Annotated in this window: 15 protein-coding genes; 10 read left to right on the top strand and 5 right to left on the bottom strand. The window is 57.7% G+C overall.

Annotated features, from left to right (window positions below):
* The first annotated feature begins 231 nt into the window (after positions 1-231).
* The 9 genes from EC9_RS03045 (at position 232) to EC9_RS03005 (ending at position 12,220) form a co-directional block, all read left to right on the top strand.
* Entirely contained in the window at positions 232-801 is a 570-nt protein-coding gene (locus EC9_RS03045; protein WP_145342258.1) for a sigma-70 family RNA polymerase sigma factor, read from the top strand.
* On the top strand, positions 798-2,438 hold the full coding sequence (locus tag EC9_RS03040; RefSeq protein ID WP_218934553.1) for a LamG-like jellyroll fold domain-containing protein: 1,641 nt from the start codon (positions 798-800) through the stop codon (positions 2,436-2,438). The genes EC9_RS03045 and EC9_RS03040 overlap by 4 nt, the downstream gene beginning before the upstream one ends.
* Before the next feature lie 20 nt (positions 2,439-2,458).
* The gene (locus EC9_RS03035) at positions 2,459-3,838 is read left to right on the top strand and encodes a c-type cytochrome domain-containing protein (RefSeq protein ID WP_145342254.1); all 1,380 of its coding nucleotides are present in this window, start codon (positions 2,459-2,461) and stop codon (positions 3,836-3,838) included.
* 56 nt (positions 3,839-3,894) lie between these two features.
* Positions 3,895-5,247, top strand: coding sequence for a DUF1501 domain-containing protein (locus EC9_RS03030; RefSeq protein ID WP_145342252.1), 1,353 nt, complete (start codon positions 3,895-3,897; stop codon positions 5,245-5,247).
* A 96-nt stretch (positions 5,248-5,343) separates the two neighbouring features.
* Positions 5,344-7,803 (top strand): serine protease, encoded by a 2,460-nt coding sequence (locus EC9_RS03025; protein ID WP_145342249.1) that lies wholly within the window; start codon positions 5,344-5,346, stop codon positions 7,801-7,803.
* Positions 7,804-7,931: 128 nt separating this feature from the next.
* Positions 7,932-10,145, top strand: a complete 2,214-nt coding sequence (locus EC9_RS03020) for a DUF1549 and DUF1553 domain-containing protein (protein WP_145342247.1) — start codon at positions 7,932-7,934, stop codon at positions 10,143-10,145.
* A 14-nt stretch (positions 10,146-10,159) separates the two neighbouring features.
* Positions 10,160-11,146, top strand: a complete 987-nt coding sequence (locus EC9_RS03015; RefSeq protein ID WP_145342245.1) for an amidohydrolase family protein — start codon at positions 10,160-10,162, stop codon at positions 11,144-11,146.
* 339 nt (positions 11,147-11,485) lie between these two features.
* A complete protein-coding gene (locus EC9_RS03010) occupies positions 11,486-11,890 on the top strand; it encodes an HU family DNA-binding protein (RefSeq protein ID WP_145342243.1) in 405 nt (134 codons plus the stop codon).
* 111 nt (positions 11,891-12,001) lie between these two features.
* A complete protein-coding gene (locus EC9_RS03005) occupies positions 12,002-12,220 on the top strand; it encodes a hypothetical protein (protein WP_145091328.1) in 219 nt (72 codons plus the stop codon).
* A gap of 63 nt (positions 12,221-12,283) precedes the next feature.
* On the opposite strand, the gene EC9_RS03000 is transcribed toward EC9_RS03005, so the two are convergent.
* The 5 genes from EC9_RS03000 to EC9_RS02980 all read right to left on the bottom strand — a co-directional run bounded on the left by EC9_RS03000 (position 12,284) and on the right by EC9_RS02980 (position 17,149).
* On the bottom strand, positions 12,284-13,510 hold the full coding sequence (locus EC9_RS03000; protein WP_246105932.1) for an amidohydrolase: 1,227 nt from the start codon (positions 13,508-13,510) through the stop codon (positions 12,284-12,286).
* 707 nt (positions 13,511-14,217) lie between these two features.
* Complete coding sequence (locus EC9_RS02995; protein ID WP_218934552.1) at positions 14,218-14,616, bottom strand: hypothetical protein; 399 nt, start codon at positions 14,614-14,616, stop codon at positions 14,218-14,220.
* Between the two features lie 16 nt (positions 14,617-14,632).
* A complete protein-coding gene (locus tag EC9_RS02990) occupies positions 14,633-14,866 on the bottom strand; it encodes a DUF4926 domain-containing protein (protein WP_246105931.1) in 234 nt (77 codons plus the stop codon).
* Positions 14,867-14,871: 5 nt separating this feature from the next.
* Positions 14,872-15,201 (bottom strand): DUF6883 domain-containing protein, encoded by a 330-nt coding sequence (locus EC9_RS02985; protein ID WP_145342239.1) that lies wholly within the window; start codon positions 15,199-15,201, stop codon positions 14,872-14,874.
* 460 nt (positions 15,202-15,661) lie between these two features.
* Positions 15,662-17,149 carry a sulfatase gene (locus tag EC9_RS02980; protein ID WP_391556718.1) on the bottom strand — a complete coding sequence of 496 codons (1,488 nt, stop codon included), beginning with the start codon at positions 17,147-17,149 and terminating at the stop codon, positions 15,662-15,664.
* Positions 17,150-17,402: 253 nt separating this feature from the next.
* On the opposite strand from EC9_RS02980, the gene EC9_RS02975 reads away from it, so the two are divergent.
* Complete coding sequence (locus EC9_RS02975) at positions 17,403-19,421, top strand: LamG-like jellyroll fold domain-containing protein (protein ID WP_145342235.1); 2,019 nt, start codon at positions 17,403-17,405, stop codon at positions 19,419-19,421.
* The last annotated feature ends 345 nt before the right edge of the window (positions 19,422-19,766 follow it).

Here is a 19,766-nt window from a genome sequence, read left to right as displayed (position 1 = left end):
ATTTGAATCAGCATACACAATCACCCGCTCAGGCTTTCATTAGCCTGAGCGGGTTTTTTCGTGCGCATCGGACAAACCTATCGACGGCCGCGTCCCTTCGAGACCCTACTTTTGACGCTGCGGTTGCCTTCTCCGCCAATCATTGGGGGCCGAAGGAGTTTTATCTTCGATTCCGCCTACTATCATGGCTAATCTTGGGACGATTGGGACAACACTTGGATGTAGGCACCGATGTGCCTTGATCGACTTGCCCCCCCCCTCTACCTATTTGTGGTCGCGGTCCTGGATACTCAGCGTCATTTACAGTTCGCCGAACGCGTGGTTAAAAATCAGCAACGCGTCTATCGGTACATTGTGTCATTGGTCCCCAATCGGGCCGATGCAGAGGATTTGTTTCAACAGACTTGCCTCACACTTTGGGAGCAATGGGATCGCTACGACCCCGCTTTGGATTTTGTCCCCTGGGCCTGCGGTATCGCTCACAATCATGTTCGTAATTTCTATCGCAAACGCCAGAATTCTCAGCTTCATTTAGCCCCCGACGTGATCGTTAGCTTGTCGACCGAAAGCATGAAAATGGAACGGGGATCCGACGAACGGATCGATGCTATCGAGAACTGCTTGCAAAGAATGACTCCTCGAAATCGCGAGGTACTTGAAAGCTACTATGCCGGACGATCTGTTGCGGAAATCGCCGGCCGCTCCGCGACACCCAATGCGATCTACAAACAATTGGATCGAATTCGAACGGCGCTGCACCAATGTGTCACCGCACGTTTGGCAGGGGAGGGCCCCCAATGAATAATCCATCCCGATGGCAAATTCTTGCCAATGCGATGATCAACGGTACAGCGGATGGTTCGGATGCCGCCGAATTGTCAGCCCTGTTGCGGAACGATCCCTCTCGACAGAGAGAGTATTTGGAATATTTGGATACACACGCGGCGTTGAGTTGGAAATTTCGCGATGCCGAAATGGCGGCTGAGCACCCACAGCCTATTCATCCAACCCGCAGTCGTGGGGATTGGTTGCCCTGGGTGATCGCGATCGCTGCCACTTTCTTCGCGATTCTCTCTGTTGCCTCGCATTTATTCCCAATTCGCCGGGAGCGTTCATCTTTTTCCGCGGTGGAAAAACAAAATCGCCCGGCGGAAGAAGAGAAAATCTTGTCCACGGCGCAGCCGATGGCGATGTTGATGGACCAGGCGGGTGCCCGCTTCGAAAAAGGTCGCGCTCCCACCGGAACTCGCTTCCAACAGGGCGATTACAAATTGCTGGAAGGTGTGGTGCATTTGCGTTTCACCAACGGATCCGATCTCGTCGTTCAATCCCCTTCGGAGTTTCGGATCGAAAGTCCACAACATTTCCGCTTGGCTGCGGGGCGAGTTCGGGGCATGGTCCCACCAACGGCCAAAGGTTTCACCATCGTTACCGCCGAAGTCGACTTTGTGGATGTCGGTACCGAGTTTGCTGTTCGGGTCGATGACGGTGGCGAAAGCATGCTGCATGTTTTTGACGGGCAAGTGAATGTGCTTCGTACCAGTGGCGAACTAATGAGGAGTGTTTTTGGTGGCGAATCGGTGCGCTACCAAGACGGCAACCTACTCGATAGCGAGATTTTGGATCTCGACAGCTACCAGACTCCCGAGCACATCGGTTTCATGCGATGGCGCGAACAACGTACGCAGATGCTGCAAAATCCGGGGTTAATTGCATGGTATCCCTTTGTCAAAGAGGCCAATGGATCGATCCTCACCAATATCGTTCGCTCCGAAAAGGTCCCCGATGGACGAATCGCCGGAGCGCGTTGGGTCGCGGGACGCTGGCCAGGCAAAGAGGCGCTGTTGTTCGACCGCGATTCGGACTTCGTTCAACTGAATATCCCGGTTGAATCGCCAGAGATCTCGGTCGCAGCCTGGATCAAATCGGATCGATACGAAAATGAGATGAATGCGATCCTGAACTCCAATGCAACCCATCGCGGCGGCATGCATTTTCAATTGACCCGGTTTGGGCTCCCCCGGGGTGGAATTGTCGGTTTCAACCGAAGCGATTACCGCTGGGTGGGGAATCCGGTGCCGCAAAACAAATGGTGTCACGTCGTCTCCATCGCTTCGTTCCCCACGCGAAAACATTCGATTTATGTGAATGGGAGCTTGGTGACCGAATCGATGTTTCGCGGCGAAGTCGAAGAAGAACGAATTTCATTGGCGCATTGCCGGCTGGGCAATTGGTTGCCTCCAGCGACGATGAACAACCAACCCTCACGGTCATTCCGTGGCCGAATCGATGACTTGGCGATTTGGAATCGGGCCCTAACGCGCGAAGAAATCCTGGCTCACGTCCAACGTGGCCGCCCGAGTTTATTATGGCAGCCCGAAAACCCAACACTTAACGTGGAAGTGCCCGCTCTACCTCAAGCGGCTCGCCATCCATAGCAAACACTTACGAAGTACCCATGAAATACCTGATCTCCACCTTTGCGATGGCCTTGTTGTTCGCATCGTTTTCCGCCGCCGCGGATTCGCCGAACTACGACGATCACATCAAACCACTGCTCCGCAAGTATTGCCTGAAATGTCATGGCGATGACGACCAACAAGCGGACATTAATATGCAGTCTTTCACCGGCGTGATGCGTGGCGGCAGCGGCGGGGCGTTGGTCGTGGCGGGACGATCCAGCCAAAGTCTGTTGGTTCAGATCATTACCGATCCCGATCCCGCGATCCGCATGCCTCCGGAAAGTCCCGCAATGCCAGATGCTGAGGTCCAATTGATCCGGCAATGGATCGATTCGGGCTTACGCGAATCGGCGACCAGCAAGTCGATGACCAAATCGCGAGACATCAGTTTCCAGCCGGCCGCGGGTGCCGGCGGCCGCCCCGAATCTCCCGCGATGCCCGAAGCGCTGCCGGAGATCTCCGTTCCCAAGCTAGTAAATCCGTTGCCCGTGTTGGCGATGGCCGCCAGCCCGTGGGCACCCTTTGTCGCCGTCGCGGCGCAAGACCATATCCGGTTGTTCAACACCGAAACCGAAAAAGAGATCGGCAAGTTGCCGTTTCCCGATGGCGAACCACACGTGATCCGGTTCAGCCGCGACGGAAATCTGTTGATGGTTGCCGGCGGACGGCCCGTCGAATCGGGACGCGTCGTGTTGTTCGATGTGAAGACCGGCCGGCGGCTGGCCGAAATCGGCGACGAGATCGACGCGGTTCTAGCCGCAGATATCAGCGCCGACCAAACCTTGGTCGCGTTGGGCGGAACCGGCCGAGTTGTGAAAGTCTATTCGACGAGCGATGGGAAACTGCAACACAAACTGGAAAAGCACACCGACTGGATCACATCGTTGGCCTTCAGCCCCGAGGGGCATCAATTGGCAAGCGGCGACCGCACCGGAGCGATTCATTTGTGGGACGCTGCCAGCGGCGGGATCCTATTAAATCTGTCCGAACACAAAGCGACGGTGACCTCGCTCGACTGGCGCAGCGATGGCAAGTTGTTAGCATCCGCCGGCGAAGATGGCTCGCTGATCTGGTGGGATGCCGGCGACGGTTTTCCCGTGGTCAATCGTGGCAAAGCACACCCACCGACACGTCCCGTCGACGTTCCCTACGGCGAAATACCCAACGGAATCCTTTCGGCACGGTTCGACGCCAGCGGTAACCTAATCTCCTGTGGACGCGACCAACACGTGCGGACATGGAAACCCAACGGCACTCCGCTGGGATCGTTCAAACTAACCACGGGACTGCCGATTAGCGTCGCCGCATCCAGCGATGCGAAAGTCATTGCCGGCGATCTAACCGGAAACGTTCACTTCTGGCCGCTTTCGAAATAGCTCACTCCTCGCGTCTTCCAAACCTTGCCCAGCGAAGCCCCAACAAGGATTTCCCTATGAACAAAACACTCACCTCTCGACGCAAAGTTCTTCAAGCCGGCGTGTGCGGCGCGCTGGGATTGTCGATGGCCGACATGCTTCGGATGGAAGCTGCCGAAAGCAAAGCGTTCACTCAAGTCGCTGGACAAAAACGCGAAGCCAAAGCGCTCAGCGTGATCCAACTGCACTTGGGTGGCGGTCTCCAACAACAGGAATCGCTCGACCCAAAACCCGAAGCGCCGATCGATATCCGCGGCCAGTTTGGCGTGATGAAGACCAACACCGGCGACATTCTCAGCGACACATTTCCCCGCACCTCCGCGGTCGCAGACAAGTTGACGGTGATTCGCAGCGTCGTCGGCCGGATCCCCGATCACCAACAAGCGACTTATCATCTGTTCACCGGATACACCCCCACCGCCGTGATCGATTTCCCTCAAATGGGCAGCGTCGTTTCGCACGAATTGGGCAAACGTGGCGAGCTTCCACCCTATGTCGCGATCCCAAACCAGAACGCCTTCGCTGGCGGAACTGGTTTCCTCAGCAGTACTTACGGCGCGTTCGAGACCGATTCGGACCCGGGCGCCCGCGGATATCAGGTCAAAGATTTCTCGATTCCCAAAAACGTCTCGATGGAGCGTTTTGATCGCCGCCAATCGGCACGTCAGATCGTCGAACAACGGATCCGCCAATTGGAAGCCGACCGTGGCACGTTGGACACGATGGACGATTTCTACAAACAAGCTTACACCGTGCTCACCTCGGCCCAGGCGCAAGCCGCGTTCTCGTTGGATGATGAAACCGAAGAGACCCGGCAACTTTATGGCAGCGATGTCGTGGGGCTCAAAGGCCCCGACAACCGCTTCCATCCCAAGGGGTTGGCCGAACGATTGATCGTCGCGCGGCGGTTGGTGGAGTCGGGAGTTCGTTTCGTTACGGTGAACTACGGGGCGTGGGATTGTCACGTCGATGTTCGCAGCAACACGCTGGACCAGATGCCAGCACTGGACGCCGCGATCGCCGGCATGGTCACCGACCTGGATCGTCGCGGTCTTCTAGACACGACGATCTTCTGGGTCACCACGGAATTCGGTCGCACGCCGAAGGTCAACAGCGACGCAGGCCGCGACCACTGGGCCCGCTGTTATTCGAACCTGATCGCCGGCGGTGGATTTACGCGCGGTCAGATGTACGGTGTCAGCGATGCCACCGGTGCCGAACCGGCTCGCGATGCGGTCCCGTTGGAAAATCTGCTGCATACGATCTACCACCAACTGGGAATCGATGGTTCCAAGGAACTGTTGGCCTTCGGAACCCGCCCGATCGAAATCGTCAAAGAAGGCAAACTGGTCCACGGCTTGCTCGCCTAGCTGCACGTCGAGTTCCGATCCCGCAAGTTTGGCCATCGCCAATGTCCGCAATGTCCTGGCGATGCCCCCGCCCCCATTCAATCCAACGACCGAACCATGCATATTCTCAACCGAACGCTTGCCATCATCGGATGCCTGATCGTCGCGCAACAGGCGTCCGCCATGACGAAGAACCTCGAAGGAACCTCGCCGCGCATCGGCCAGCGTGGAACGACCGTCGATGTGACGATCGTTGGCGTTTCGATCGGCGATCCCCGCGAGATCATTTTCTACAAACCGGGCATCCGCGCGGTGAACGTTCGGACCGCCGATGAACCGCCCAAAAGACGCGGTTTGATGCACGGGGGACGGATCGAAGAAGCTGTCGTTTGTCAGTTTGAAATTGCGGAGGACTGCCCGCTGGGCGAGCACCCGTTTCGGCTGTTGACGGCGACCGAACTGACATGCATTGGCACTTTCCACGTCTCTCCGTTTCCAATCATCGACGAAGAGGAAACCGAACACCACAGCAACGACACGCTCGAAACCGCAAAATCGATCACTCCCAATGTCTCCGTTTTGGGACTTCAAGCGGGCGGGCGGCGCCCCGACGTCGACATCTATCGCGTGCCAACCAAGGCCGGCCAACACGTCTCGGTCGAACTGGATTCGGCCCGGATTGCCGACGTTCATTACGGTGATGCGGAGTTCGATCTGGCGCTGCGGATCCTCGATGAAAAGGGGAAAGAACTGGGTTCCAACGACGACAACCTGCTGCACGTGCAGGACCCGATTTTGTCGATCATCGCCCCGCGCGAAGGCTTTGTCTTTGTCGAGGTGACGCGTTCGGCGTATAAGCCATCGACGACGACGTACTGCTTGCATGTCGGCAACAATCGGCGACCGATCCTCGCGTTTCCGCCAGGCGGGCCGGTGGGAACCAAGCAGGATGTCGTTCTACTTGGCGATCCAGCCGGCAGCTACAACCATTCGGTTCAGGTGCCCGAGACCGAAGGGTTGTTCGATCATTATGACGGTGGGCCGTCGCCGATCAAATTAAGTGCCAGCGACTTCCCCAACCTGATCGAAGATGCGACCGCGGACGTGACGGAAGTTCCGCAACTGCCGATCGCGATCAACGGGATGATCGATGCACGCAATGATCGGGATCAATACCGATTCACTGTCAAGAAAGGGGAACCGCTGCACATTCGGCTCTTCTCCGCGACGCTTGGTTCTCCGATGGACACCAAGATCGTGATTCGCCCGATCGGTGACGACGGGACGCTGGGCAAAATCGAATTGGAAGCCGACGATGCAACCTTGGAAGAACGCGGCACCTTTGGCACCAAGTACCGGGCTCGCGGTGGGCAGACGTCGGTGCTGGATCCAAGCGTGCTTTGGAAACCGGCCGCCGATGGCGAATACCAGCTGGAAGTCTCCGATCCCAGCGGCAATGACGGCGAATTGGGAGTCTATCGAATCGAGATTCAACCGCCGCAGACGATCGTGCAAACGATGTTGGCTAGCGCCACGTTCGACTGGACCGAAAGCATGCGTGTCTCCGGCTTCGCCATCCCGCGCGGCAACCGCTGGACCGTTAACGTCTCGTTGCCCAAAGGCCAATGGAACGCATTCGATGGCCCGTTCGAATTCATCGCGCACGGATTGCCCCAAGGAGTCCGAATGGTCTCGCCTCCACTGAACGCCGGTGCGGGGAAGTGGCCGGTGCAATTAATTGCCGAAGCCGATGCTCCGCTGACCGGAGCGAGCTTCACGTTGGAAGCCCGGCCGATCGATTCGGACGCCACCATCGACACCCGTTGCCAACAAAACGTTCCGTTCATCAATCACTCCGGCGGCGATGCCTGGCGTGCGGTGCGAGTCGATCAATATATGATGGGCGTCACCGATCCAGCTCCCTTCTCGCTTGTCGTCGAAAGCCCCAAGGTCTCTCTGGTGCAAAGTGGCGAACTGAATATCGATGTCGAGATCGTTCGCCACGATGGTTTCGACGGCCCAGTGCTGCTGGAAACCGGCTACGTTCACCCTACGATCAGTTCATCGCCACCGGTGATCATCCCCAGCGGTTCGAACTCCGGAACGCTCACCCTGGCGGCAAAAGGGCGTCCCCCCTTGGGCAAATCGCCGTTGGTCGTGATCGCCAGCACGATCAACGATTCGATCAAACCTTACTTGGGCCCCGGTCACATTCGTGTCTCTTCCGATATTCTCGAACTGGACGTGAGCGCTCCGTTTGTCCAATTGACAGCCGATGTCCAATCGGTCCGCCGCGGGGAAACCAAACCGTTTATTTGGAAGGTGAAGCACCAAAGCGAGTTTGAAGGGGAAGCGACCGTTCAATTGCAGGGACTTCCTAAGGGAGTGAGTGTTGTCGATCCGCAACCGACGCTGACCAAGGACTCCAAGGAACTGGTCTTCCAATTACAAGCGACCGATGAAGCGCTGCTGGGCAAGGTCGGCGGACTTCGATGTCAGCTGTCCGTCCCCGTCGCTGGGCAGACGATCGTGCAAGGCGCAGGCCAAGCCAGCTTGCGGATCGACCCCAAGCTGTAACCACACAACAACAAAGCGTCCTGCCGACTCAGATTCGAGTTGGCCCGCCTGCGGCACGCCCTCAGTAAAACGAAACCACCGCGTTTGAATTGGCGACCTCCTCCGATTCCCTCTCAAAAAAATCAACGATGAACATTCAACGCACACTCGCATTCAGCATTGCCATCCTGACCACGTCGCTGCTGCAGGCCGCTTCGCCCGAAGTCCCCAGCTTTCGCAAGGACATCATGCCGATCCTGTTCCGCACCGGCTGCAACTCGGGCGCTTGCCACGGAGCGGCTCAAGGGAAGGACGGTTTCATGTTGTCGCTGTTCGGATACGACGTCCGTGGCGATTACCACCGGATCACCGGGGAGATGGTCGGCCGGCGATTGAATTATGCGATCCCCGAACAGAGTCTGCTGCTAAAGAAAGCAACCGGCGCGGTGCCGCATTCGGGAGGCAAATTGTTCGACACCGACAGCCCGTATTACGAAACGCTGCACCGCTGGATCGCCGCCCGAGCTCCCGATGATGAAGGGGAGGTGGCCGAAGCGGTTGGATTGGAACTGTCGCAAGATGCGTTTGTGTTTGAAACATCCGGCGCCGAATCGTCGCTGCGCGTGCTGGCGAACTTCAGCGATGGAACGCAGCGCGACGTCACTTCGTTGGCGCTGTTCCACAGCAACAACGCCAGCGTCGCCGACATCAATTACGACGGTTTCATCACTGCCGCTAAGCCGGGGGACACCAACGTCTTCGCCCGCTACAGCCGCTTTACTGTCGGTGCCGAAGTGATTGTCTTGCCTCCTAGCAAAGGCTTTCAGTGGCCCAATCCACCTGAAAACAACTACATCGATCACCTGGTTTTCGACCGACTGCAGAAGCTGCGGATCGTCCCATCGGAGCTGTGCGACGACGAGACATTCTTGCGCCGCGTGACGCTCGACCTCGCCGCTCGGCCGCCGACGCCCGACGAATACCATGCATTTATGGACGATAACGATCCGGGGAAACGCGAGAAAAAGATCGATGAACTGTTGCAAAGCGATGAGTTTTCCGACTATTGGACGACGCTGTGGAGCGAACAATTGCGGATCATCGGCGGCAACTACGCTCCCGTGGGAACCCACCTGAAAGCGGCGACGATGTTCCAAAAATGGATCCGCCAGCAGATCGCGTCGGGACGTCCGTTAAACGAATTTGTCGCCGAGATGGTCGCGGCGTCGGGGAGCAACCTGACCAACGGCCCTGCAAATCTCTACACGATGCTGCAGCATAAACCGCGTTTTGAACCGAAGGTCTTTGCGGCCGATTTCTCGCAGGTCTTCCTGGGGATTCAAATCCAGTGCGCCGAGTGCCACAACCATCCTTTCGATCGCTGGACCCAAGACGATTACTATAGCTTCGTCAGCTTCTTCTCCGGCGTGAAACGCAAGCCGGGGGTCGAACCTCGCGAACGGCGGATCTTCTACGACACATCGGCTCCCCCCGCCAAACACGTCGTCGATCAACGCCCGATGCCGCCCAGAGCGCTCGGCACCGTCGATCCAGCCGAACACGACGGCGATCCGCGGCAAGCCCTCGCCGATTGGCTGACATCGCCGGAGAACGAAATGTTCAGCCGCAACCTGGCCAATCGCATCTGGGCACACTTCCTGGGACGCGGGGTGATCCAACCGGTCGACGATATTCGCGTCAGCAATCCGCCGGTCAACGCGCCGCTGTTGGATGCGTTGAACGATCGTCTTGTCGATTCGAACTTCGATCTTCGAAGCCTCGTCCGCGACATCTGCAATTCCCGCGTCTATCAACTGAGCACCACGCCAAACGATTCGAATCGCTTGGACACCCGACAGTTCTCGCACATGCATCTGCGACGACTGCGAGCCGATGTGCTGTGGGATACGATCAACGATGTCACCGGCATGCCCGGGACGCCCGACGGACATCCTCAAGGAACCCGAGCGGTCCAGTCGTTTCCGGTCTCCGGAGGATCGACCGAACGTCCAAATTTCGGTGGCGACTTCTTTAAGACGTTTGGTCGTGCGGGGCGCAATTCGGTCTGCGTCTGCGACACCAAGACCGAACCGACGTTGTCGCAAACGTTAAACCTGAGCGTTGGCTCGACGGTTCAAGGGCGTCTGTATGCCAACGGACGATTCCGAAAGCAGATCGCCGATGGCGAAACGCCGGAAGAAATCATTCAACAGATGTTCATCACCGCTCTCTGTCGCCAACCGACCGCCGAAGAGATGTCCGGTTTGCTGGGTCTGATCGGCGATCAGAAGAAAGACGCCCACGCCTACGAAGACATCTTCTGGAGTCTGCTAAACTCAACCGAGTTCATCTTCAATCGCTAAACCGCGAGATCCCCATGAATCCCAATTCAATAGAGTCTCCCAAAACGTCGACGATCTCGCGCCGCGGTTGCTTGCAAAGCGGTGCCGTTGCGTTGACCGGGCTGTGTCTTGGCACCAGCGACGCAGCCGAAAGCGATCCGCCGCTGGAGATCATCGATTGCCATACGCACTTCTACGATCCAAGTCGGCCACAGGGAGTGCCTTGGCCCGGACCGGGTCCGCTCTACCGAACCGTCTTGCCGAAACATCTGCGTGAGCTGAAGCAATACCGGCCGGTGACCGGGACGGTGATCGTCGAAGCGAGCGCATGGGTGGAAGACAACGCGTGGCTGCTCGAATTGGCGGCGGACGATCCGTTTGTCCTAGGGATTGTCGGCCGGATCGATCCCGACCAACCCGACTTCGACAAACACCTGGCTCGGTTCTCCGCCAACCCGCTGTTTCGTGGCATCCGGATCTCGGTCGGGCTGTTGAAAAAGCAGCTCGAAGCCAACGACCTCGCGGCACTCAAAGCGCTTGCCGACCGCGGCCTGGCACTCGACGTCAACGGTGGCCCCGAGACGCCTGCGGTGATCGCCAAGTTGGCGCGGCGGCTGCCCAGCCTGACGATCGTACAGAATCATATCGGCAACGTCCCGGTCACGGCCGATCGACCGCCGCAGGGCTGGATCGACGGGATTCGCGCGGCTGCCGATCACGACAACGTCTATTGCAAGATCTCTGGTCTCGTGGAAAGCGCGGCCCATCACAGCAAGCAACCGGCCCCGAAGGACCTGGAATTCTATCGCCCCTACCTAGATTTCGTCTGGAATGCGTTTGGCGATTCGCGCGTGATCTATGCTAGCAATTGGCCCGTCTCGGATCGCGGGGCCACTTACGAAGATCTGCAGCGGATTGCGATGCAATACGCCGCAGAAAAGGGGACCGCGGCGACCGCCAACTTCTGCTCGCTCAATTCCAAGCAAGCCTATCGCTGGAAAGAACGTCCCGGACGCGGCTAAACGGCCGCAGGAACGCCTCCGGCCCACCTCCCCCGCTGGCTCCCCATACTTCTCCGGAGTGGCTTCTAAGAGCGACAGCCGACCGAATGGGGCGGGGCTGTGACAATTGAGAAGTGCTAGCAGTCCGATTCTCAAATAAACTTCACCACGATCTTTACGGCTTTGTTGAAGTTTGCGGGCTGGAGAGCCGATTCGGAGAGTATCGGTTGTATAGATCGTTTGGATCTTGCGATCGGTCGATCTTGACGGCAGGTTCGGTTGCGTCTACACTTCGCTTTACTAAGTAGCGTCGTGCAAAGGACTTACAACGCTGAATCATCCGTCTTGGGGATCGAGTTTGTGACCAAAAAAGACATTGTCAAAACGATTTCCGAGGAAGTCGGGCTGACTCAACAACAAACCAAGAAGATCGTTCAAAAGACGTTCGATGCAATCATCGATTCGCTTGTCAAAGAGGAGCGGATCGAACTGCGGAACTTTGGTGTCTTTGAAGTCAAATTGAGGGCTGCCCGAAAGGCCAGGAACCCCCGTACGGGGAAACAGGTGAGTGTGCCGGCAAAGTATGTCGTAACATTCAAGCCAGGAAAGGTGATGGAGTCGCGTGTTGCCGAATTGACAGCTGGTATTGTTGAGAACCTCCTATCCGAATCCGAATTGGATTCGCCAGGAAGCACCGACGATAGTTTGAACAAACCGGCCAATCCGACAACACACGATGCCTTCGGAGACCGCTCCGTTGGCTGATTAAGATTTCGAGATGTAGTTCGATCGATTTCCTGCGTAGCGATTCCGATCAGATTCGGATCCGAACAACGGACTTCCACGGCAGACAAAGACGTTCACGGAGGAACGGCGATGCGACGTTTATTTCAGATTACCGCCCTGGCATTGTGTCTTGGACCTTTGGGCGGCTGCTTTCTGCCAATCTATTCGGCGCGGCCTGAACACCGTGTCAAACAGTTGCTGTTCACCTCCGAAGACCTTCGCCAGGTCGTCGATGAATGGGAACGCTTCTGGTTCCTCGACCAACCAAGTCACATGACGCCAGTCCGCGTTCACGGCGGCATCATCTAGTCAACGCTTTTGCAAGCGTTTGACAGATTGGTCCGCGCACTGGCAAGCCTTCCGATGCCGGTGCTATTTGCTGAGGATTTCCAGCGCGGCCGCAACCATGGTCCGCAGCCCCGTCGTCAACGTCGGTTCGATGTCGGGGTAATAAAGACTCGAGTGCAGCGATGGGGGATTGGTTCCTAATTCCTCGTAGCGTTCCAACCGCCGTGCTTCGACCGATCCCAGCCGGTACATCAAAATCGGCACTCCCGCCAGGCCGTAGCGACTGAAGTCCTCGCCTCCCATCGACGGCGTCGGCGTGCTCACGTTCGCTTCGCCCAACAACTGCTGAAAGACCGTGGTGATCCGCGCGGCCAGCTGATCGTCGTTCCTCAACGACGGTGTCCCTTCGGCGACGCTGATCTTCGGTTCGGGAGCGGCAAAGCTGACGGCAACCGCTTTTGCCTTCCGCTCGATCGCGGCCAGCAATTTCTCGCGGACCTTGGGATCGTACGACCGCACCGTCAGCTGCAGATGGCAGCTGTCGCCAATGATATTGTGCTTCGTCCCACCATGAATCGATCCGACGGTGACCACAGCCGGATCCAAGGGCTTGATTTCGCGGCTGACAATCGTCTGCAGATCCATCACCAGGGCGGCAGCTTGAACGATCGGATCGATCGTCGTGTGAGGCGCCGAACCGTGGCCGCCGCGGCCGATCATCGTGATATCGACGCTGTCGACGTTTGCCATCGCAAAACCTGGCAGCGTTTCCACCGTCCCCGCAGCAACATCGCCTCCCACATGGAGCGCGATCGCAAAGTCGGGCTTTTTAAAGCGAGTGAACAGGCCATCTTCGAGCATCGCCTTGGCACCCGCCCCGCGTTCCTCCGCCGGCTGGCCAATCAACATCAAGGTTCCCTGCCACAGATCGCGGTGGCTGGCCAGGAACTGAGCGACGCCAACGAGGTTGGTCATGTGAACGTCGTGGCCACAAGCGTGCATCACCCCGGTATCCGTACCGTCGGTGTTTTTGGTCGTCACCTGCGACGCATAAGCCAATTGCGTCCTTTCGACCAACGGCAATGCATCCAGATCGGTTCGCAACATTAAACAAGGGCCGGGGCCATTTTCCAGGATCGCAACGACGCCAAAACCTCCGACTTCCGTCGTCACCTCAAACCCAGCCTCGCGCCACAGCTCCGCGATCCGTTTTGAAGTTTCACGTTCTTGAAACGAGAGTTCCGGGTGCGAGTGAAGCCATTGATACTCTGCAACCAAGCTTTCCAAGTTGTTTTGAATCCAAGTGTCCACCACTCCCACAGGTTCTTTCGCACAAATTGGCAAAACGCAAACGGCAAAAACGATCCCACTCAACAGACGACGACACACAATCAGACTCTCCCAATCGAGGACTTCCAAACCCACCGCCGCAACCCAATTCGAAACGGTTCCGGCCATTTCACACACGCGTCAACGATCTCGCCTTCGTTGCCATCATCCTAATGCAGCCCGATCGAGAAAGACAGCGTCGCCCCGCTCAACGAGCCAATTGTCGCGTTCCAAACATAAAACGCATTCTCCGTTGCCCGCGTTGAACCACACGCCGACACATCGCAGAGATCCCAGCCTCGAATAGCGGCGGGAAGCTCAGGAAACGGTTGAACAATTTGTAATTAGTCGAGAGCGTTTCTCCGGCGGCTTACACTGCCAGCAGGTCGCGTGTCGGCCTCCGGCCTGAGAAGGTTTTGAGTGCGGTTCTGGACCCCGGCGGCTTACACCGCCAGCAGGTCGTGTGTCGGCCTCCGGCCTGAGTAGGCGACGGTTGGTTGTGGCCGACTGGACCGGCAGAGCCCGAAGGGCGGAACAGGAACTGCCGGTGGTGTAAACCACCGGTTCCAAGATCGCCAGACACAACAAAGCCTGGAGGGCGACACAATCAGAAGCCCATGTGTCGGCCTCCGGGTTGGTCTCTTCCTATTGAATCCCAAAGTGCCATGGCGCGTGAGTTCGATCTGGGGCTAGCCCAAGTGCGCCTGGACAACGCTCGCGACAGAATCCCGAGAAATGCTCTTACGTTGGCAGTAGTCCGATGCCAGCCAGACCACCAAGTCTTTTGCTCCCTTGCTTGCGTTGCATGAATTGCAACACAAAGCGATGTTCTCCAGCGTAACGATGCGAGCGTCGTTTACGATGTGCTCCCAGGTCGCAACGCGTTTTCGCGAACCGCCATTCGCGTCCGCTTCGAGGAATGCAATCCCGCAGTAAACGCACGCCTGATCACGTTCGCGAATTACCGCCTCCATTTCGAGAGGAATGCCCCAGCGGTTCATTTTTTGTTCAGCGAAATCAAAGCGTTCAGGACTCTCAAATAAACCGGCCTGTCTAAAAGAGTCCTGACACCCTATTTTCTCTGACACCTTATTTTCTCCGCCCCTATGCGGTTTTGCGGGTGTGGAGCAGTTCACCAGCCTTGATGGGCCGCACATCGTCGGAACCGACGGTTACAAGCGCAACTGTCTGACCACCACCATCAACAAATTCGACTTCGTATCCTCTACCGCCCTTGTAGACGTGCACAACGGTCCCCACATCGCCGCGAGTGAGTTTCTCGTGAGGCGGATCAGCATCAAGGACAACGAGCGAGTGTTCGGCAATCATGGCAATCATGGCAATCATTCAGGATACGCAGTTACCAGTCGTGGAGGATCATCGTCCTCGACGATCCAGACAGTCAAAACGACACCGGGGCGGTGTTCGGGCCGCCCAACAGTCCCCAACGCCTTGTATTTTACACCAAAGCCAGTGGTTTCGGTATCGAACGTTCGGCTATTTCGAGCGATGGCAAGTAGATCGGCGGCAAGGTGGTGCGATTCTTCGCGGTCGTAGCCAAGCGAGTGAAACCAGATCGCCTTGGAACCACCGTCAGGATGCGCCGGATTGAGAAGGTAGTCGCGTACCTTCGCGTCCTCCACTACGGCTCGTTCGGAATCAGGTATCGGCATGAAAGTTTATGGGCGAACGATGTTTCTCACCCGAACGTTCGAGCATGAATAAAGTGACATCCGCTTTGCTCTCAGGGCGGGAACCGGGGAACTCAAGCGTTGAATGAGGGACCTGCTCTCACTGGTCCGCGGGTTACCTCTGGTCAACTTATTCTCACCAGATCCCCGACCGAAACGAACTATCCTGCGATCTCGGAGGCGACGTTCTCGTTCCCAGATCACCCAGGAAAAACGCCACCCTTTTGACGGACCAATTGTGACGAATCCGACTAGGCCGTGCAAGCATCCTCGCTCGTCCCGCTGGGCGGTTGCGTGCTTGCGCTCAGGGGAATTAGTCGGTGCTTGTGCAGCGTTGTCCTTGAGAACCGGACGCTAACGCGTGGCGGCTGATACCCCAAACTAAAACAATGCTTGGCGCAGGCTCAGACAGTGATTTGCTCTGACGCCGGTGCGGTGACAGCTAGTTCTTGGAGCGCGGGGAGGCGGCGAGGTCGTTGTCGCGGACGCGTTGCATCGTCTTGGCGAATTCGGAGCGCATCTTTTTTAGCGTCGCCGCGTAAGCTGGATCGTCGACGAGGTTTGTGTATTGCAGGGGATCGGTTTGCATGTCGAACAGCTCTTCGCCTCCCGAAGCATTCTCGCGGTAGCGGATGTAGGCGTACCGCTGGCTGCGGATCAGATAGCCCTTGCCGTTGACGCTCAGCGCCGTCTCGCGAAGCTCCAGTTCGGGATCGTCGAGCATCCCCGAGATGTCGATCCCCTGCAGTCGATCGGGAACTTCCAAACCGCACAAACTGGAGACCGTCGGGTAGAGATCGATCAACTCGGTCAACGATTCGCAAACCGCGGGCTGTTTCCCCGGAACGCGGATGATCAACGGCACCAAGACGGATTCTTCATGCAGGCTGACCTTGGCCCAGAAATCGTGTTCGCCCAGATGGTAGCCGTGGTCGCTAGTGAAGATCACGATCGTGCGATCGGCAATCCCCGCCTGCTGCAACGCCGACATCACCTTGCCCACTTGAGCGTCCATGTAGGCGACCGAAGCGTAATAGCCGGCGACAGCTTTGCGTTGCCGCTGCACGTTCATCTTCATGTTCTTGCTGGTTTTGTAATTGATCCCCAGCTTCGGGATGTCGTCCCAGTCGCCAGCCACTTTTTCCGGCAACTCCATCTCCGCTTCGGGAAACGGTTCGTGATACGACGCGGGAGCGACAAAGGGAACGTGGGGCCGGACAAATCCAACGCCCAGGAAAAACGGCTCGTCCTTGTGCTCGTGAATCAACTGGCACGCCTTCTCCGCGGTCCGCCCGTCGCTGTGGACCAAGTCGTCGCCATCGGCTTGCACGACGACAAACGTGTTGCCGCCGACCGCCGGCTTCTTGCCATCGGGATTGTTTTCCAGCGTCTCCCCTTTGCCCGGAGCCCGCCATTCGGGGCCCTGGCTATTAAAACGCTCGGTCCACGAGATCGGATCGTCGGCCCCGTCGTCTCCTTTTTCGATCCCGCCGGGAACTCCCATGTGAAAGATCTTGCTGACTCGCGAGGTGTAGTAGCCGAAGTTCTTGAAATGCTGAGCCCATGTGGCGCGGTCGCCGATCGCTTTGCGAGGACTGATGTACCCCAGGATCCCCGTCGCGTGCGGGTAATAGCCCGACATGAACGATGCTCGCGAGGGACCGCAATAGGTCCCCTGGCAATAGGCGCGGGTGAACCGAGTGCCAGAGCTAGCCAAGGCGTCGATATTCGGCGTCTGACAAACCTCGTTGCCGTAACACGACAACGCGTTCAACGTCAGATCGTCCGAGATGATAAACAACACGTTTAATGGACGCCTCGCCGATTCGGTTTGCCCGCTGGCCAAATCGTCCGCCGCAACCAAACCGCCACACAACACACTGCAGATGACAACGCCAGCCATTCCGATCCGAACAAGACTCATCCGCACGACCACCCTATTAACGACAACAAAACAACCAAAGGACACGACACGATTCGCACAATCTTCACACACCGTGCACGCCTGAATTCTCGTGGATCGTTTAGAATAGACCACCAGCCAGGAGCCTTCTAGTTTAACCGCGTGGGCATCGCCCCGCGTTTTTAATGCCTGCGAGGCTCGCGGCTTAACCGAAAATTTCATCGTGACGTGCTTCGCACCTCAAAAAACTCGGGGCATCCCTCTCTCCATGACCTTCCTGATGCAAATGACTGTAAAACCATCGACCGCTCGTTTCGTGGCCAGCGGACTGCTAGGCCTTTGTACATCCCTCGCGTTAACCAGTGCTGCCTTGTCACACGAAGGTGTCGCCGGCCATTCGCACGATCACAAACATCCGGCCAACGACAGCTTCTTCACCACTCGCGGCAAAGCCCAAGTGCTGCCGCTGGCCAAAGAAGAAGACGTCTTCCACTTCGTCGTCTACGGTGACCGAACCGGTGGCGTCCCCGAGGGGCTGAAGGTTCTGGAACAAGCTGTCGCCGACACCAACCTACTGTCGCCCGATCTAGTGATGACGGTCGGCGATCTGATTCAGGGCTACAACGAGAAGCCCGAATGGATGCGTCAGATGGCCGAATACAAGGAGATCATGAACCAACTGAAGATGCGTTGGTTCCCGGTCGCCGGAAACCATGACGTCTATTGGCGTGGCAAGGGTCCCGCACCGGCCGGCCAACACGATTCGAATTACGAACAGCACTTCGGCCCGCTGTGGTACACGTTCCGCCACAAGAACGCCGGCTTCATCGTCCTCTACAGCGACGAGGGAGATCCGGTCAGCAACAAAAAAGCTTTCAACGACGGCAAGCTGCAACAGATGAGCGAGCAGCAACTGAAGTTCCTCGGCGAAGCGCTCGAACGGCACAAGAGCCTCGACCATGTCTTCGTCTTCCTGCACCATCCACGCTGGACCGGTGGCGGTTACACCGGAACCAACTGGGACACCGTACACGGCATGATGAAAAAGGCGGGGAACGTATCGGCTGTCTTCGCCGGGCACATCCACCACATGCGTTTCGACGGCCACAAAGATGGCATCGCCTACTACACGCTGGCGACCACCGGCGGTCACCTTTCGGCCGAGATCCCCGGCGCCGGATACCTGCATCACTTGAACATCGTCACCGTTCGGCCGGACGATATCTCCGTCGCCGCGCTGCCGGTCGGCGCCGTGATGGATCCCAAAGAGTTCACGCCCGAGTTCTTGGCTGAAATCCAAGCGGCTCGCAAAGTGCGACCGCAGATCACCGCAAGCGATCTGTTGTTGCAGACCGACGGATCGGCTGCGGGGCAGGTAACGGTGAAGCTGCACAATTCATCGCCACGCGAAATGCAAGTCACCGCATCGATCGATACCGCTTCCCGCGACTGGCTCAGCTCGCTGGATCACGACCACCTGACGTTGGCGACCGGAGCGACCGAGACCTTTATTGTCAAACTGCGCCGCGTCGCGGATCCCCAAGCGACGTGGACGATCCCACGGATCACGCTGGACCGCGTCTTCGTCGGCGAAACCGCTCGCATCCAACTGCCCAGCGTCTCGACTCCAGTTGAGCTCGATCTGGCTGCGGTCCCCGCCGATTATTTCAGCAACCAAACCGACCACTGCTTGGAAGTCAAAGGCGAACAGTCGGCTGCCCGCATCGCCAGCGACGCAATCGGACTGCCCGATGGTCCTTTCACACTGGAAGCCTGGTTGAACCCAAGCCGCAGCGAAGGGATGCAAGCGGCGGTCACGAAGACCCAGCAGAGCGATTACGCGATCTTCTGCGACGAAGGAGTGCCGCAGTTCGACCTCAACCTCGACGGCAAATACTACACCGCCGAAGCCAAGGAGAAGCTGCCCGTTGGAAAATGGACGCACGTCGCCGGCGTCTTCGACGGCAAACAAGTCCGTCTGTTCATCGATGGCAAACCGATCTCCGCGGTCGACGCCAAGGGGAAACGGAAGAAGAACAAACATCCGCTGTACGTCGGTGCCGATCCAGACAACAGCGGCCAACCGACGCGTCCCTTCATCGGCAAGATCGACGAGGTTCGCTTGACCGCGGGAGCTCTTTACAGCGAAGCCTTCGAACCGGCAGAGCGACTGGTGCCTTCAGAAAAGACGCATCTGTTGCTGCACTTCGATCGGACGCTCGGCCCCTACGTGCTGGACCACAGTCCTCGCGGCAGCAAAGCGAACCTGGGAACCAAGTCGACGCTGACAGCTCGCTAAGCAGAGCCGAATCTTTCAGATAGTCAGTCCCGGAGGGGAGGGCAGGTGTCGCCCTCCGGGCTGCTCTCTTCTTGCTGGGCGGTGCCTACCGGTGGTTTACACCACCGGCAGTTCTTGTATCGGCCTCCGGCCTGAAGAAGTGGCTGTCGGAATGGTGTGGCCGCTAGCGGTTCGATCGACTGAGCCCGGAGGGCGGCACATCCATTGCCGGTGGTGCAAGCCACCGGTTCCAGACTCGACGGCCACAACAAAGCCCGGAGGGCGACACACTTAGAATCCCATGTGTCGCCCTCCGGGCTGGTCTCTTCTTGCTGGGCGGTGCCTACCGGTGGCTTACACCACCGG

Source organism: Rosistilla ulvae (assembly GCF_007741475.1).
GTDB lineage: Bacteria > Planctomycetota > Planctomycetia > Pirellulales > Pirellulaceae > Rosistilla > Rosistilla ulvae.
Note: the sequence above shows the minus strand (reverse complement) of the source record. Positions and strands in the feature narration are given on the sequence as shown.